This window comes from Mycobacterium venezuelense, assembly GCF_054919535.1.
On sequence record NZ_JBONDW010000006.1, the window covers coordinates 68,575 to 84,238 of the forward strand.

Consider the following 15,664-nt stretch of genomic DNA (forward strand, 5'->3'; position numbering starts at 1 on the left):
CGCGGTTACACCGACACCAGATGCGACACACCGGGTGCGGTGCGGGTGACATCGCCGAGCAGTTCGAGTGCGTTGTCGCGCATGACCTTTCGGGTGTCCTCGAGGCTGAACTCGGGGAACTGTGGAATGTCGGCGGTGAACGTGGTCGGGTCGGCGAGCCCCTCGCCGTGCGGCCAGTCCGAGCCGAACAGAATTTTGTCCACGCCGATGGTGTCGGCGAGTAGCTTCACGTCGTCCTCGTAGTACGGCGCAATCCAGACGTTGTTGCGCAGTTGCTCGACCGGGTCCTCCTTGAAGTGGTACGGCGCGTTGTTTGCAGCCTTCTTGAGGCGCTTGATCAGCCGGTAGACGAAGTACGAGCCGTTCTCGATGCTGCACACCTTGAGCGTGGGATGCCGGGTGAACACCTGGTGCACGATCATCGAGGCCATCGTGTCGTGGATGGCGCGGTCGTCCATGATCACCATGTCGAGCGGGTCTCGCTTGCCGAATCCCTTGAATACGCCGCTGCCGCCCCATAACGCCGGGACCGCCATGTAGCCGGAGTCCGACAGGTGGAATACCACCGGGACGCCTGCCTCGGCCAGCCTGGCCCACACCGGATCGTGGAGTGGATCACCGAGCGACCGTGGCCTGACCTCGCCCGGCACCGGGGCCGGGCGCACGCACACCAGCTTGGCGCCGCGCCCGAGCACGAACTCGACCTCTTCGACCGCCTTCGCCGGATCGGCCAGCGAGATGATCGGCGCGGAGACGAAACGCCCGTCGGGCCGGTCGAAGCCCCAGTCCTCGTCGAGCCACAGGTTGAAGGCGTGCACCGAGGCCATGGTGGCCTCGATGTCGTGCTTGAGCCCCTCCTCCACGCCGCACGCGAAAGTCGGCAGCATGAACACGGTTTCGAGACGCTGCCGATCGAGCACCGCGATCCGGGCATCGCGGTTCTGGTACTCGGGGTGGTCGGCGAGGCGGTCGACCTTCATCAAAGAGGCCGGATCGACGCCCTCGGGGATCTCGCCCCGGAACAGCAGATCGAGGCAGCCCGGTTCGATGATGGGGTCGAACGTGGGGTTGGGGATGAAGTGGTTGACGGTCCCGCCCATTACCGCGAGGGTCCGCTTGCCGTCCTGGACCATCTGCACGCCACGGCTGCGGAACTCCTTGGGCAGGTGCCGGGTGAAGGCGTCGATCGGTTCGTAGTAATGGTTGTCGACGTCGACGGCCAGGTACGGCAAACGTTCTGGTGTGTCGGTCATTTCATCAACCTTCTTTCAGGGGCGGGAAATTCGGGGGCCGTTTCTCGAAGAATGCGGTGATGCCCTCGATCAGGTCGGGCCGCACCATGGATTCGTGCATGAGCGTCTCTGCCCGCGCGCTGACGTCGGTCACATCGTCGTTGGCATCGCCGTAGAGCTGCAGTTTGATCACCGCCATCGAGGCAGGCGAACAGTTACGCGCCAGATCTTCGGCGTACTCCAAGGCCCTGGGCAGCAGATCGTCGGGCGCCACAACTTCTTTCACGAGCCCCAACTGTGCGGCCTCCTCGGCGAAGAACGTCCGGCCGCTCAACAGCAGATCGGCCGCCGCGCCCCAGCCGGCGAGTCGCGGCAGGATCCAGGTGATTCCGTACTCGCCGATCAGGCCGCGACGCGGAAAAGCAGTGGCGAACTTGGCGCCCGCCGCCGCGAACCGCACGTCGCACATCAACGCGTGTGTCAGGCCGATGCCCACGCACGCGCCGTTGATCGCGGCGATGACGGGCTTGCGTAAAGTGGTGAGGAAGTGCGGATGCCGCTCACCGACGATTTTGCTGACGTCGGTATCACCGTCGATCGATTCGCCAAGCGCTGCCATCGATCCCATGTACGCGCCTGCACAGAATCCCCTGCCGGTCCCCGTCAACACGATGGCCCGCACCTCGGGATCGCCCTCGGCACGGTCGAATGCCGCATACACGCCGGCGGAGATGTCGGCACCCCATGAGTTCAAGCGGTCCGGCCGGTTGAGCGTGATGATCGCGACGCCGGCATCGTTGACGTCGTAGAGCACCGCCTCGGTGGCGACACCGTCGTCGGCGAGGGTCATACGCGGGCAAGCTCTCGTTCAGGCACACATACTGTATACCTATCGGTAGAGCATTCCGCAAGCTCCCGTCCGTACTCCGATCCGCCTGCGACCTGCGCAAAGTACCGTCAGGACGGGATCAAACCGAGCCCGCGATACGCTGCGGCAATCTGGTCCTTCGCGGCATCGGGCAGCACAGCCTGCGGAGGCCGGGAATGCGGGTAATCCCCGATCGGCAGGCCCAGCACGGACGCGGCGTACTTGAAGGCGCCGGCCCAGTGCGTGAAGTAGTCGGCACGGCCCGGATAGCAGGTGAACCACGACCCGATGTCGAGGTCGAACTGGTCCAGTCCGCAGTCCCGCGCGAAATCCATCGCCTCGATGAGCTTGCCGGCCAGGATGAGGTCCCAGTATTGGCTGAAGATCGGCCGCTGCGGAGTTTCGTAGAGATAGCCTGCCGTGCCCAGTTGTGCCGGGCACACGATTCCGTCGCGCAGCCAACCCGCGCGGTAGACCGTCCGATCGCATTCCCAGATCACGAGCTCGGGCGCGAGCTCATGCAGCAGCCGGCTGGCAGCGGGACGAAATGCGCCCTCTTTGGTGGCGCACACCGCCGGGATCTCCTCGGCGATGCGCGCGCCTTCGGCCGGTGTGAGCACATAGCCCGATGACGGCGAGTTGAACATGCCCAGCGCGATATCGGTGCGCTCGGCGATGTAGCGAAAGAACCGCAGCACCCCCTCACCGCCGTGCGTCTCCATCATCGGTGTCTGGATGTAGACAATGTCGGCGCCGACCTCCTGAGCATGCCGAGCCAGTTCGAGGCAGTCTTTGGCCGACGTCGCCGCCGTGCACGCCTGGATGACGACATTCGGGTTCGCCCGGCGCCCCTCGTCGACCGCGACTTCGAGCAGCTGCTTGCGCTCCGCGAGCGTCAGTGCCCAGAACTCAGCCAAACCGCTTGTGCACCACAGCATCTGATGGTCGAGGTCGGCGATGCAGTAACGCACCAGGGTGCGGTACGCGTCCCAATCGATGTCGTCTCCGTCGGCACCGCTGAACGGCGTGTAGAGGGAATCCCCGATACCCCGTAAGGCGCCGCGCGCCCAGTCCCGAGCTTCCGCGGCTGTCGCCATGGTGCACCCCTCTAGATGAAGTCTGACCCGCCGTCGACGTTGACGTTCGCACCCGTCATGTACGAGTTGCGCTTGGAAGCCAGGAAAGCCGCCACCGGACCGATCTCGTCGGGCAGGCCGGCGCGCGGCAGATGCGCGGGATGGCCGAAGTGCTCGTCGATCGCCGCCATCAACTTGTACGGATCGGAACCGTCGACGCCCACTGAATCAGCCCATCCGAGAAGGGCTTCCGACGATACGCTGCCCGGCGAAACAACGTTCACCATGATCTCGTCCTTGGCCAGCAGCAGCGAGAGGTTCTTCGACACACTGTTCACCGCGGCCTTGGCGGCCGTGTAGGCAGGCAGCCGGGTGCTCTGCCGCTGGGTGGAATGGGCCGAGAAGTTCACGATCCGTGCCCATTCCGCCTGTCGCAGCAACGGTAGTGCCGCCCGGACACAACGCACCATGCCCATCAAACCGGCGTCGAACGCCTCCTGCCACTGCGCGTCGGTCAACTGCTCGAAGTTGCCCGCGGCCCCCGGCCCCACCGTGTTGATGAGCGCGTTAAGCTCGCCGCCCCATCGCTCACCGATCTCGACGAACGCCCGCTCAACCTGGACCGCGTCGCCGGTGTCGGCGACGATGCCCACCGCGTCCGGGCTGCCTCGGCTGCTCAGGTCCGCTGCAGCGGCATCGAGTATGTCCTTCGAGCGCCCGACGATCGCGATCTTCGCACCGTCGTCGGCCAGACACTGCGCCGTCGCGAAACCCATGCCGCGGCCACCGCCGACAACGACGGTGGCCGCGCCTTCGAAACCGAGGTCCATCGTGAACTACCACTCTCCCCGGTCGCTTCGCTCCTGGCCGCCGAACGTCAAGAACCGGTCCAGTTGGGGGCGCGCTTCTCGGCGAACGCCGTCGCCCCTTCGATCGCGTCCTTGGACGAGAAGACGGGCATAATCAACTCGCCCTGCTTCTTCCACATCTCGTCCTCCGACCACGCGGCGGACTTGATGATGATCTCTTTTGTCACCGCGACCGCAAGCGGGCCGTTCGCCGTGATGCGCTCGGCCAACTCGATGGCGCCCGTCAAAGCCTCACCGGGTTCGGTCAGCTTGTTGACGAATCCCCACGCGGCGGCTTCCTCGGCGGTGAAGTTGTCGCCGGTGAGCGCAAGCTCGAGCGCCTTCTGGTACGGGATGCGATGCGGGAGCCGCAACAGGCCGCCGCCCGCTGCGACAAGTCCACGCTTGACCTCGGGAATGCCGAACTTGGCAACCTTGGAAGCCACCACGAGATCGGTGGCCAACACGATCTCCGTACCGCCGGCCAGCGCATAGCCCTCGACCGCCGCGATGAGTGGCTTGCGCGGAGGCTGTTCGGTGAATCCGATACCGCGGCCGGGTACGTGGGGCACCTCGCCCGACGCGAACGCCTTGAGGTCCATGCCCGCGCAGAAGTTGCCACCGGCCCCTGTGATGATCCCCACGGACAGCTCGGGCGTCGCATCCAGTTCGTCCATGGCGTCGGCCAGACCCTGGGCCACGGCGAGATTGAACGCATTGCGCGCTTCTGGCCGATTGATCGTGATAATGAGCGTTCTACCTCGACGCTCCCGCAGAACTACTTCCGACACCATCGCCCCTTCGCTCGCGGTCCGGTAACCGCCGAAAAGCCTACTATAGGGATTACAGTACAAACCGGACACCCCGCACGCAGCACCGCAGCGACGTGCCGAGGGCAACTGTAGAGCGGAGCGACGGGATGGCTACCGGTAAGGTTGACGGTGACAACACCCGACGACACGCGTCCATAGGCGCAGTTCAGGCGGTAGCCGACGGTAAATTCGGTGGTACTGACCCGCGGCGCGGGACTGCTTGAGCAGTATCGATTTTGATGGAGGTGCCCGCAGTGGCAAAGCAACCGACCGCTGAGAAACGCCAACGGCGCGAACGCGGTTCCATCAATCCCGACGACATCATCAAGGGTGCTTTCGAACTGGCCGAGCAGGTGTCGATCGACAACCTCAGCATGCCGTTGCTCGGCAAGCATCTCGGCGTCGGTGTCACCAGCATCTACTGGTACTTCCGCAAGAAGGACGATCTGCTCAACGCGATGACCGATCGCGCGCTGCGCGAATTCGTCGTCGCCACCCCGTACGTCGAGGCCAAGGACTGGCGCGAGTCACTGGCCAACCACGCCCGAACCATGCGAAAAGCGTTCATGGGCAATCCCATCCTGTGCGACCTCATTCTCATCAGGTCGGCGTTGAGCCCGCGGGCCGCGCGGCTCGGGGTGCAGGAGATGGAAACCGCGATCGCCGGTCTGGTCGAGGCCGGGCTCTCGGTGGAAGACGCGTTCGACACGTATTCCGCGGTTTCGGTGCACGTCCGCGGTTCGGTCGTGCTGCACCGCCTCTACGAGAAGAACCGGGCCAACGACAACGCGCCGGGCGATTACGAAGAGACCATGATCATCGACCCCGATGTCACCCCGCTGCTGGCTCAAGTGACCAGCGAGGGCCACCGGATCGGCGCCGCCGACGAGAAGAACTTCGAGTACGGCCTCGAGTGCATCCTCGACCACGCCGCCCGGCTCATCGAGTCGAATGCGGCAGGCACCAAGGCCAAGAAGGCCCCCGCGAAACGCAAGGCCGCCGCCAGCTGACTCTGCGCGCTAGACCTCGAGAACGACCGCGCCGCCCTGACCGCCACCCGCGCACATTGCGGCAACGCCGATACCGCCGCCACGGCGCTGCAGTTCGTAGACCAGCGTGGTGACCATGCGAGCCCCGGACGCCGCGATGGGATGGCCGAGACTGCATCCGCTTCCGGAGAAGTTCACCAACTCCTCGTCCAGGCCGTACTCACGGCACGCCGCGATGGGCACGGACGCGAACGCCTCGTTGATTTCCCAGAGTGCGACGTCGGATGGCTTCAGCCCGGCGCGGTCGAGCACCTTGCCGATGACCTTGACGCCGCCCAGGCCGGTGTCACGCGGTGCGACACCGATGGCGCCCCACGCCTTGACCGTCGCGAGCACACTGAGGTTCTCAGCCGCCGCATAGTCGGCCTCGACGAGCGCGACAGCAGCGGCAGCATCGTTGGTGCCGCTGCTGTTGCCCGCGGTGATGGAGAATCCTTCGATCTCCGGGTGCAGGACCTTGAGGCCGGCCAGCTTCTCGACGGTGGTGTCGCGGCGCGGGTGCTCGTCGACGGTGAACTCGGTGACCGAACCGTCGGGCAGGCTGACCTTGAGTGGCACGATTTCGTCGACGAACTTGCCCGCATCGATTGCGGCGACGGCGCGCTGGTGTGACCGCGCGGCCCACGCATCCATCTCTTCGCGCGTGATCCCGACGGCCTGAGCGGTGTTCCATCCGACGGTGATCGACATGTCGCGCGTCGGGGCGTCAGGAGTCTCCACGTGGGTGGGCGGCATCCACGGCTCCTGGAATGTCAGCTCCGGGCCGGGCACGCGCCACTTCATCAGCGGCATCATCGACAACGACTGCACACCGCCTGCCACCAGGACCCGCTCCATGCCCGAGCCGATCTGGGCGGCGGCATTGCCGATCGCGGTCAGGCTGCCGGCACAGTGCCGATTGACGGCCTGACCGGAGACCTGCTGCCAGCCGACGGCATCGGCGGCGTACCGAGCGAGATCGCCACCGCCGTAGTGGGACTCGGCGAAGATCAGGTCGTCGATCGCGTCCGGGGAGATGCCCGCGCGGCGAACCACCTCGGGAAGGACGGTGGTGATCAGGGTTTCGGCCGGGGTGTTGGCCAGCGTCCCTTTGAACGAACGGCCGATCGCTGTGCGGGCCGCACCGACGATGACGGGTGTTGGCATAGTTCCACCTTTACGTTATTCGCGATTTATGTAAACCCTACCAGCTACCGTACGCGCTGCGGTAGCGGGTCTGCTAATGCGGCTCCGGTACGTGGAAGTGCTCGTCACGCAGCCGGAACGCCTCCTTGGTTCCGTGCTGGGCACGGGTCTTGACGAAGTTGAACTCGCCCGGCGAGAACTGCAGGTTGGTGCCGTAGGCATGGAAGATGTAGCTCGCGACTTCCTCGCCCTGATACGCCTGACTCTGCTCGACCAGCCGGAACGCCTCCTTGGCGATGACGACGCCGTCGGCGGGCATCTTCGCCGCTTTCTGCGCCCAGTACTGCGCACGCGCCGCCACCTGGTTGGCGTCACAGGTGTCGGTGAAGATGCCAAGGTGCTCGATCGAGCCCGCCTCGATGATGTCGCCGGTCAGCAACATCCGCCGCGCCAGCACCGGGCCGAGCCGGTGGAAGAACATGTGCAGGCTGCCCAGCGCCGGGCCGAGGAACCGGGTGGCCGGCATTCCGATCTTCGTGTCCCTCGCGATCACGGATATGTCTGTCATCAAAGCCATTTCGAATCCGCCGCCCAGTGCGTAGCCGCTGATCTCTCCGACCGTAACCTTCGGGAAGCCCATGAAGTTGTGGTAGAAGCCGAACGATTTTCGGTCGACGGTGAGGCGGCGGCGCTGGCTCGGGCGGGATTTCTTCTGGGCGGATTCTTTCTGATCGCCAGTTTTCTGCTCTTCGCGCGAGCGCTCATCGCCATACCAGCCGTAGGCATTGTTCATGTCGGCCCCGGTGCTGAACACCCCCTCGGCTCCGCGCAACAGCACCACGGTCAGATCGTCGTCTTCTGCGACGACGTCGAGGTAGCGGGCGATCTCGTCGCGCATCGCCGCGTCATACGAATTGCGCTGTTTCGGGTTGTTGAGCGTTATGGTCGCTATCCGGTGGTCATCGTCGACCTCGAACAGTACGCGGTCATCGGTCATTCGAAATCAGCCTCGCTTCAATGGTTTTGTCGGTTCCGGCCGCCAATGTGGTGCGGCGCGCCGCGGTCAGGTGGTCGGCAGCGAGCTTGACGGCGCCCGCGGCGTCGCCGTCGGCGATGGCGTCGAGCAACCGCTGATGGTCGCGCAACGCGGCCCGCATCGTTTTCTCGTTCATCCCGTCATCGACTTCGCCACCCCACACCGACGATTCGTGCGCAGACCAGATCAATTCCAGGGATCCGATCAGCAGAATCATCGGCTCGTTACCGCACCGCGCCACCAACACCTCGTGAAACCTCCGAGCGTTCGGCACGAATTGTGACGTGTCCCCGAATTGTGCTGTCTGGAAATCGATCTCGGCCAGTAGATGCGGCACCACCTCGGTCGCGCGGTCCGCTCGGGCCGCACACATTCCCGCGCAGATCGGCTCCATGTGCAGCAGGGCCTCGCTGACGTCGGCCGGGGTCGCCGATCGAGACTGCAGAACCATGCCGATCATGTGAGCGGTCCGATCGGCAGAGGGCTGACGGACCACGGCGCCGCCCATGTTTCCGCGGCGCACCGAGATCAACCCATCGGTCTCCAACAGGTGGATGGCTTCACGCAATGCCGGTGGACTTACTCCGAACTGCTGAAACAGGCTTTCCTGCGTCGGCAGTATGTCGCCTTCGCACAGGCGGCCGGACAGAATGTCGTCCCGCAGTTTCGACGCGACGATCTCGGCGACCCGCGGTTGCCGTATCCGGTGTGCCGGCACCCGTTCCTCCACTGTTCCGCCGAGGGCTTTTCCTTGCTAACTTGTACAGGATAGTAATCGCATCGTCTACTGTATGGGCAACTGTATAGATTGTGGAAGCGGGTGAGCGGTGAGCGACGAGGCGGTTTCCACATCCCGCGAAGGCGCCGTCCTGCGGATCGTTCTCGACCGCCCGGATCGACGCAATTCGTTGAGCCACCGCATGATCGATGATCTCGTGAGCGTCCTGACGGCCGCCGCCAGCGACGACTCGCTGCGCGCCGTCGCGATCACGGGCGCAGGCGGAGATTTCTGCACGGGGGCAGACTGGGTGGCCACCAACAGCGGCGGGCAGCGGCCCCGCACGGGTGACCTGGTCCGGCGCATTCCCCACACCGCACACCGCGTCATCGAGTTGGTCGCCACCATCCACCTGCCGGTCATCTGCACGGTGCGAGGATGGGCCGTCGGTCTGGGCTGCAATCTCGCATTGGCCGCGGACTTCACGATCGCCGACGCCAACGCCACGTTCTGGGAGCCGTTTCTGAGCCGAGGGTTCAGCCCGGACTCCGGCGCGACGTGGCTGCTGCCGCGGCTGGCCGGAGTGTCCAGGGCCAAACGCATGCTGCTGCTCGGCGAGAAGGTGAACGGCACGCAGGCGGCCGATTGGGGGCTGATCCACAACGCCGTCCCCGCCGGCGAACTCGACGACGCGACCGAGGACCTGATCACCCGACTGGCGGCCGGGCCCACCGTCGCGATCGGGTTGGCCAAACAAGCGCTGGCCTACGGCCAACACGCCACGCTGTCGGCTTCGCTCAGCCAGGAGCTGTCCAACCTCGAACTCTCCTGCCGAACAACTGATTTCAAAGAGGGTCTCGCGGCCTTCCGGGAACGACGCGACCCAGACTTCGAAGGCCGATGAGCGAAGGGAACCCATGACTGCTTCTGCTACGTACGACACCATCAAGTACGAGGTCGACGGGCACAAAGCGACCATCACGCTCAACCGCCCCGAGGCGCTCAACGCCTTGTCCCCACACATGATCAACGAACTGCGTGCGGCCTACGACGAAGCCGAGAACGACGACAACATCTGGCTGATGATCGTCACCGCCACCGGCCGGGCGTTCTGCACGGGCGCCGACGTCAAAGAAATTCCCGACGACGGCAAGGTCATCTACGAACGGCCCTACCTGTCCACCTACGACCAGTGGGAGGCGCCGCAAGAGGGCACTCCCCCGTTTCGCCGGATGGCCAAACCGGTGCTGGCGGCCATCAACGGCATCTGCTGCGGCGCCGGCCTGGACTGGGTGACCACCGGCGACATCGTGATCGCCTCGGATAAGGCGACCTTCTTCGATCCGCACGTCAGCATCGGCTTGGTCGCGGCGCGTGAGATGGTGCGTCTGGCCCGTGCCCTGCCTCGTTCGGTCGCGCTGCGAATGGCGTTGATGGGCAAGCACGAACGGATGAGCGCCGAACGCGCTTACGAACTCGGGATGGTCACCGAGGTCGTCGAACACGACAAGCTGCTGCAACGGGCACACGAGATCGCCGACGTCGTCAATTCCAATGCCCCCCTCGCGGTGCGGGGCACCCGACTGGCCATCCACAAGACGCTCGACCTACCTCTGCTCGAAGGTGAGATTCTGGCCGAGACGTTCCGGGAACGGGTGGTCCGTACCGAGGACGCTCAGGAGGGTCCGTTGGCGTTTGTGGAGAAGCGTGCGCCGAACTGGCGGTGCCGATGAGCGACTTCGGGACGATTCTGCTCGACCTCGACCACGACGATCGGGTCGCGACCGTCACGCTCAACCGGCCCGAAGCGCTCAACTCGTTCAATCGCAGAATGTGCGAGGAGATGCGCGATGTCTGGCAGACGGTCAAGGCCGACGAGAGCATCAACGCCGTCGTACTGCGCGCGGCGGGCGACCGGGCGTTCAGCGCCGGACTCGACGTCAAATCGAGTTACGGGCAACCGAATATCGTTTGGAACCACGAGGATCCGGGTGAGCTGCTCAGCCCGAAGTGGCAGAAGATGTGGAAGCCCGTCGTGTGCGCCGTTCAGGGCATGTGCACCGCGGGCGCGTTGTACTTCGTCAACGAGGCCGACGTGGTGATCTGCTCGCAGGAGGCCACGTTCTTCGATTCCCACGTCAGCGCCGGCCTGGTGTCCGCACTGGAGCCGGTCGGTCTCATGCGTCGAGTGGGCCTCGGCGACACCCTGCGAATGGCGTTGATGGGTAACGACGAACGAGTCTGCGCCGACACCGCACTGCGGATCGGTCTGGTGACCGAGGTGGTGGGTCGCGACGAATTGTGGGCACGGGCGCACGAGATCGCCGCGACCATCGCCGCCAAACCCCCGACCGCCACCCAGGGCACCGTCAAGGCGATCTGGGAATCCCTCGACAAGCCGTATCGGGCCGCCATGGATCATGGTCTGATCTACACCCGGCTGGGCAATCCGATCGCCAAGGCAGAACTGGCCGAAATGAACCCGTCCAAGCCGGCACCTCGGATCCGCTGATGACTCACCCGCTTTCGCAGCGCATCGACCACGTCCTCGATCTGGATCCGACGGCACCGGCCATCCAATACGACGGTCGGTGGTGTACGTGGGGACAGATTGCGACGCTCGCGCGGCGCATCGGCGCCCTCACCGGCGGCTCACGGGTGGGCATCATGCTGCGCAATCAGCCTGCGCACGTCGCCGCGTTGCTCGGCGTGCTGGCAGCCGGCGGAACGGTCGTCGTCATCAATCCATCCCGCGGCGACGACCGCACCCGCGCCGACATCGCGACCATGGCGTTACCGGTGATCGTCGGGCTCGCCGTAGACATCGACACCCTGGTCGCGCCTTCACCGGCGACGACGACCGTCGCCATCTCCGATGTGGACAGCCCACCGGCCATCAGTGCAGCTGCGGCACCAGCCGCTGACGACGGTCGGCCAGGTGTCGCGGTGTGGATGCTGACGAGCGGCACCACCGGGCCCCCGAAGCGAGTCGACCTCACCTACGACATGTTGGCCCGCAGCGTGATGGGCCGTGAGCCCTCGCCGGCACCCGCCGAGTTGCGGCGTGGGGTCGCAATCGTCAACTCACCGCTCGTGCACGTCGGCGGCGTGTTCCGAGTGCTGCTGTGCATCGCCGAGGCCCGCCCGTTTGTATTGCTGCCGAAGTTCGACCTCGAGCGCTGGGCCGCCGCGGTGCGCGAGCACCGGCCCCGCGCAGTGTCGCTGGTCCCGGCAGCACTGCGCATGGTGTTGCACTCTGACCTCACCCGCGACGATCTGGCGAGCATCCGTGCCGTCACGTCCGGCACCGCGCCGCTGTCGGCCGACGATGCCGACGCGTTCACCGAGAAGTTCGGCATTCCGGTGCTGACCTCGTATGCGGCAACGGAATTCGGTGGCGGCGTTGCCAGCTGGACACTCGCCGACCACCAGAAGTATTGGAAAGCCAAGCGGGGCAGCGTCGGTCGCGTCAACCCAGGCGCTCAACTGCGCGTCGTCGACGACGACGGTAATCCCCTCGGGCCCGACCAGCAGGGCCTCCTGGAGGTCAAGCCCGCACAGCTCGACCCGGCGTCGGGCTGGTTACGCACGACCGACCTCGCACGCATCGACGCCGATGGCTTCGTCTGGATTCTGGGACGCGCCGATCAGGCCATCATCCGCGGCGGGTTCAAGGTCATGCCCGACGATGTCCGCGCGGCGCTCGAAAGCCATCCCGCCGTGCGCGGCGCCGCCGTGATCGGGTTGCCGGACGAACGGCTCGGTGAGACTCCGGTGGCCATGGTCGAACTCCGGGCAGAAGCATCGACGGACGAGCTGGCCGAATACCTGCGGGGCCGCCTCGCCCGGTACGAGATTCCAGCCAGGATCGCGATCGTGGAGACGATTCCCCGGACCCCTTCTGGCAAAGCAGATCTGGGCGCCGTCCGTGACCAACTCGCAGCCGGTGTCTGAATCGCTCATCGACCTGCTCGCGGGTCTCCGCGGACGGGGAGATCACCCTCTGCTCATCTGCGACGACACCAGGATCAGCTATGCCGAAGCCGAGGACCGCTCGGCCCGGCTGGCCCGCGGGCTCACGACGCTGGGCGTGGGAAAAGGAACCCACGTCGGGCTGCTGTATCCCAACGGCATCGAGTTCGTCGTCGCGATGCTGGCCGCCGCGCGGATCGGCGCGGTCGTGGTGCCGTTCTCGACGTTTCTCACCTCCGCCGAGTTGCAGGCCCAATTGCTCGACAGCGACGTGGCGGTCATGCTGTCGGCGCGGTCCTTCCGGAACCATGACTATGCGGAGCGGTTGGCTGAGGTCGGCGACGCTCCGTGCCTGCGGCACGTGCTGTTCGAGCTGCCAGATGCGGTCGAGCCGGACATCGCGGGCCTCGAAGCCGACGTCGACGGCTGCGATCCGTTGGCAATCATCTACACCTCCGGCTCGACGGGGGCACCCAAAGGCGTCGTCCACTCCCACAACGGGCTGTTGGCACATCAACGCAACCTCAACGCTATTCGCGGGTTCTCCGCGTCGGACCGGCTGTTCTGCAACTCGCCGTTCTTCTGGGTCGGCGGCTTCGCGTTCGGCTTGCTGGCCACGATGGTCGCCGGTGCGACCCTGATCTGTTCGAACGCCACCGACGCGGGCGCGACGCTGAACCTCCTGGAATCCGAGAAGCCGACACTGACCAACGGTTTCGCCGCGGGTATCGCCCATCTGAGCCGCCATCCAAGCTTCGCTCATCGTGATCTGTCCTCGATGCGTCGCGGCAACCTGTACCCGATCATGGCGCCCGATGCCAGGCCCGCCGATCCCGAGCTGCGCCACAACATGCTCGGCATGACCGAGGCGGGCAGCGTCGTACTCATCGACGCCGACGGCGGCGATCAACCCGAACACCGCCGCGGGTCCTACGGCCGCCCCGCACCTGGTTTCGAGACGAAGGTCCTGACCTCAGGCGAACTCTGCATCCGTGGGCCGTACGTCATGCTGGGTTACCACGGTCGCAGCCGCGAGGACTGCTTTGACGCCGACGGTTGGTTCCACACCGGTGATCTCGTGCGTGTCGACGACGACGGGTATTACTACTATCTGGGCCGGGCGGGCGCGATGATCAAGACGGCCGGCGCCAACGTCACCCCCGCCGAGGTGGAGAAGGCGCTAGTCAAACTGCTGGGCTGTAGCGCCGTCCACGTTGTCGGGCTGCCCGATGCCGAGCGAGGCCAGGTCGTGGCGGCGGTCATCGCCATGGACGATCCGTCCGCGTTCGATGAGGTCGCCACCCGCACGGCACTGCGCGACGAGCTGTCGGCGTTCAAGGTGCCCAAACGCTGGGCAGTGATCCGGCCGGCAGAGCTTCCCGTACTTTCCAGCGGCAAGGTCGACATGGCCAGGTTGGCGGGATTGTTCGATGATTGACACGATCGACGCACTGGTCCGTGCCCATGCCGCCGCCACACCCGACAAGGCGATGGTGATCGACCCGAACACACGCCTCAGTTACGCCGAACTCGATTCAAGCACACGGGTTTTAGCCGACCGATTCCTTACCACCGGGATCGGCAAGGGGACCCGAGTCGGCCTGATCATGCCCAACGGGGTCGAATGGGTGCGGATCACCATCGCCCTGACCAGAATCGGTGCGGTGCTCGTTCCGTTGAGCACGCTGCTGTCCCCCGCCGAGCTGACCGCACAGTTGCGCATGGCGTCGGTGCAATTCCTGATCGCGGTCGACGAGTTCCGGGGCCGTCGTTACCCGGTGAACCGTGCGCAACTCCCGGCACTGCGAGAGGTCTGGACGGATTCCGAAGCACGGGCGCTGCCTGCAACCGAAGTCGGCCTGGTCGATGCGATGGCCGCACGGGTGCGCCCGAGCGACCCGCTCGTCGTGATGTTCACCTCCGGAAGCAGCGGCCCACCCAAGGGCGTCATCCACTCGCACGCGAACGCGCTGGGCGCCGTGCGGTCCGGTCTGAACGCCCGGTGCATCACAGCTACCACCCGCCTGTACCTGCCGATGCCCTTCTTCTGGGTCGGCGGCTTCGGAGCGGGCATCCTGTCCGCACTGCTGGCCGGTGCGACCCTCGTCACCGAGCCGATCCCGAGCCCCGACTCAACGCTGAAACTGCTTCAGCGAGAACGCGTCACCCTGTTTCGAGGCTGGCCCGAACAAGCTGAGGCATTGGCTCGCCACGCCGACGCCGCTGACCTGTCGGCGCTGCAGCCCGGAAGTCTCGAGGCGCTGCTGCCGCCCCGCCTGCGGTCGCGGCCAGGGGCGCGAGCATCGCTGTTCGGGATGACCGAATCGTTCGGACCGTACTGCGGCTACCCGGCCGACACCGACATACCCCGGTCAGCGTGGGGCAGCTGCGGTAAACCGTTCGCGGGCATGGACGTGCGCATCGTCGATGCCGACGCGGGTACGACGCTGCCGTCGGGTGCGGTCGGTGAGATCCAGATCCGCGGCCGACACGTCATGCGGGGCATCTGCCGTCGCAGCCGTGAGGAGGTGTTCACCGCGGACGGCTATTACCCGACCGGCGACCGCGGCCATCTCGACCCCGACGGATTCCTGTTCTACCACGGCAGATCCGACGACATGTTCAAGGTCCGCGGCGCCACCGTGTATCCGAGCGAGGTACAGCGTGCGCTGCGCAGCATCGCCGGCGTGCAGGCCGCATTCGTCACCAATGTTTCTGATGGTGAAAGCAATCGGGTGGGAGCGGCCGTGGTGTCCGACATACCTGTCGAGGTATTGCGCACTGCCGCGCGGGAAGCCATGAGCTCGTTCAAGGTGCCCACGGTGTGGCTACTACTCACCAACGAGGAGGCCGTACCCCGCGGGCCGACCGGCAAGGTCGATAACGGTCGACTGCGAGCCATGCTCCTGGCACGTTGATACTGCGCTT

General features: G+C 65.6%; 15 protein-coding genes. 7 read left to right on the plus strand and 8 right to left on the minus strand.

The genetic code is table 11. The features are described from left to right. Positions 1-5: 5 nt before the first annotated feature. The 5 genes from ACRCUN_RS11490 to ACRCUN_RS11510 all read right to left on the minus strand — a co-directional run bounded on the left by ACRCUN_RS11490 (position 6) and on the right by ACRCUN_RS11510 (position 4,818). The gene (locus tag ACRCUN_RS11490; protein WP_462141769.1) at positions 6-1,253 is read right to left on the minus strand and encodes an amidohydrolase family protein; all 1,248 of its coding nucleotides are present in this window, start codon (positions 1,251-1,253) and stop codon (positions 6-8) included. Positions 1,254-1,257: 4 nt separating this feature from the next. Then, positions 1,258-2,082, minus strand: coding sequence for an enoyl-CoA hydratase (locus tag ACRCUN_RS11495; RefSeq protein WP_462141770.1), 825 nt, complete (start codon positions 2,080-2,082; stop codon positions 1,258-1,260). Between the two features lie 107 nt (positions 2,083-2,189). Beyond that, complete coding sequence (locus ACRCUN_RS11500; RefSeq protein ID WP_462141771.1) at positions 2,190-3,197, minus strand: dihydrodipicolinate synthase family protein; 1,008 nt, start codon at positions 3,195-3,197, stop codon at positions 2,190-2,192. 11 nt (positions 3,198-3,208) lie between these two features. Then, complete coding sequence (locus ACRCUN_RS11505) at positions 3,209-4,006, minus strand: SDR family NAD(P)-dependent oxidoreductase (RefSeq protein ID WP_462141772.1); 798 nt, start codon at positions 4,004-4,006, stop codon at positions 3,209-3,211. 47 nt (positions 4,007-4,053) lie between these two features. Beyond that, entirely contained in the window at positions 4,054-4,818 is a 765-nt protein-coding gene (locus tag ACRCUN_RS11510) for a crotonase/enoyl-CoA hydratase family protein (protein ID WP_462141773.1), read from the minus strand. A 257-nt stretch (positions 4,819-5,075) separates the two neighbouring features. Here ACRCUN_RS11510 and ACRCUN_RS11515 point away from each other — a divergent pair, with 257 nt between their 5' ends. Next, entirely contained in the window at positions 5,076-5,846 is a 771-nt protein-coding gene (locus ACRCUN_RS11515; RefSeq protein WP_462141774.1) for a TetR/AcrR family transcriptional regulator, read from the plus strand. Between the two features lie 9 nt (positions 5,847-5,855). On the opposite strand, the gene ACRCUN_RS11520 is transcribed toward ACRCUN_RS11515, so the two are convergent. The 3 genes from ACRCUN_RS11520 to ACRCUN_RS11530 form a co-directional block, all read right to left on the minus strand. Then, complete coding sequence (locus ACRCUN_RS11520; RefSeq protein ID WP_462141775.1) at positions 5,856-7,031, minus strand: thiolase family protein; 1,176 nt, start codon at positions 7,029-7,031, stop codon at positions 5,856-5,858. Positions 7,032-7,104: 73 nt separating this feature from the next. After that, positions 7,105-8,007 carry an enoyl-CoA hydratase/isomerase family protein gene (locus tag ACRCUN_RS11525; RefSeq protein ID WP_462141776.1) on the minus strand — a complete coding sequence of 301 codons (903 nt, stop codon included), beginning with the start codon at positions 8,005-8,007 and terminating at the stop codon, positions 7,105-7,107. After that, positions 7,997-8,764, minus strand: a complete 768-nt coding sequence (locus tag ACRCUN_RS11530; RefSeq protein ID WP_462141777.1) for a FadR/GntR family transcriptional regulator — start codon at positions 8,762-8,764, stop codon at positions 7,997-7,999. Before ACRCUN_RS11530 ends, ACRCUN_RS11525 begins: the two co-directional genes overlap by 11 nt. Before the next feature lie 109 nt (positions 8,765-8,873). Between ACRCUN_RS11530 and ACRCUN_RS11535 the strand changes: the two genes are divergently transcribed. Genes ACRCUN_RS11535 through ACRCUN_RS11560 form a run of 6 tightly spaced genes read left to right on the plus strand, consistent with a single transcriptional unit; the run spans position 8,874 to position 15,654 of the window. Further along, positions 8,874-9,668, plus strand: coding sequence for an enoyl-CoA hydratase/isomerase family protein (locus ACRCUN_RS11535; RefSeq protein WP_462141778.1), 795 nt, complete (start codon positions 8,874-8,876; stop codon positions 9,666-9,668). A gap of 13 nt (positions 9,669-9,681) precedes the next feature. Further along, positions 9,682-10,497: an enoyl-CoA hydratase/isomerase family protein gene (locus ACRCUN_RS11540; protein WP_462141779.1), complete on the plus strand. Its 816-nt coding sequence runs from the start codon at positions 9,682-9,684 to the stop codon at positions 10,495-10,497. Further along, on the plus strand, positions 10,494-11,276 hold the full coding sequence (locus ACRCUN_RS11545; protein WP_462141780.1) for an enoyl-CoA hydratase/isomerase family protein: 783 nt from the start codon (positions 10,494-10,496) through the stop codon (positions 11,274-11,276). Before ACRCUN_RS11540 ends, ACRCUN_RS11545 begins: the two co-directional genes overlap by 4 nt. Continuing rightward, entirely contained in the window at positions 11,276-12,718 is a 1,443-nt protein-coding gene (locus ACRCUN_RS11550; protein ID WP_462141781.1) for a class I adenylate-forming enzyme family protein, read from the plus strand. Before ACRCUN_RS11545 ends, ACRCUN_RS11550 begins: the two co-directional genes overlap by 1 nt. Continuing rightward, entirely contained in the window at positions 12,693-14,174 is a 1,482-nt protein-coding gene (locus ACRCUN_RS11555) for a class I adenylate-forming enzyme family protein (RefSeq protein ID WP_462141782.1), read from the plus strand. The genes ACRCUN_RS11550 and ACRCUN_RS11555 overlap by 26 nt, the downstream gene beginning before the upstream one ends. Beyond that, positions 14,167-15,654: a class I adenylate-forming enzyme family protein gene (locus ACRCUN_RS11560; RefSeq protein WP_462141783.1), complete on the plus strand. Its 1,488-nt coding sequence runs from the start codon at positions 14,167-14,169 to the stop codon at positions 15,652-15,654. Before ACRCUN_RS11555 ends, ACRCUN_RS11560 begins: the two co-directional genes overlap by 8 nt. The last annotated feature ends 10 nt before the right edge of the window (positions 15,655-15,664 follow it).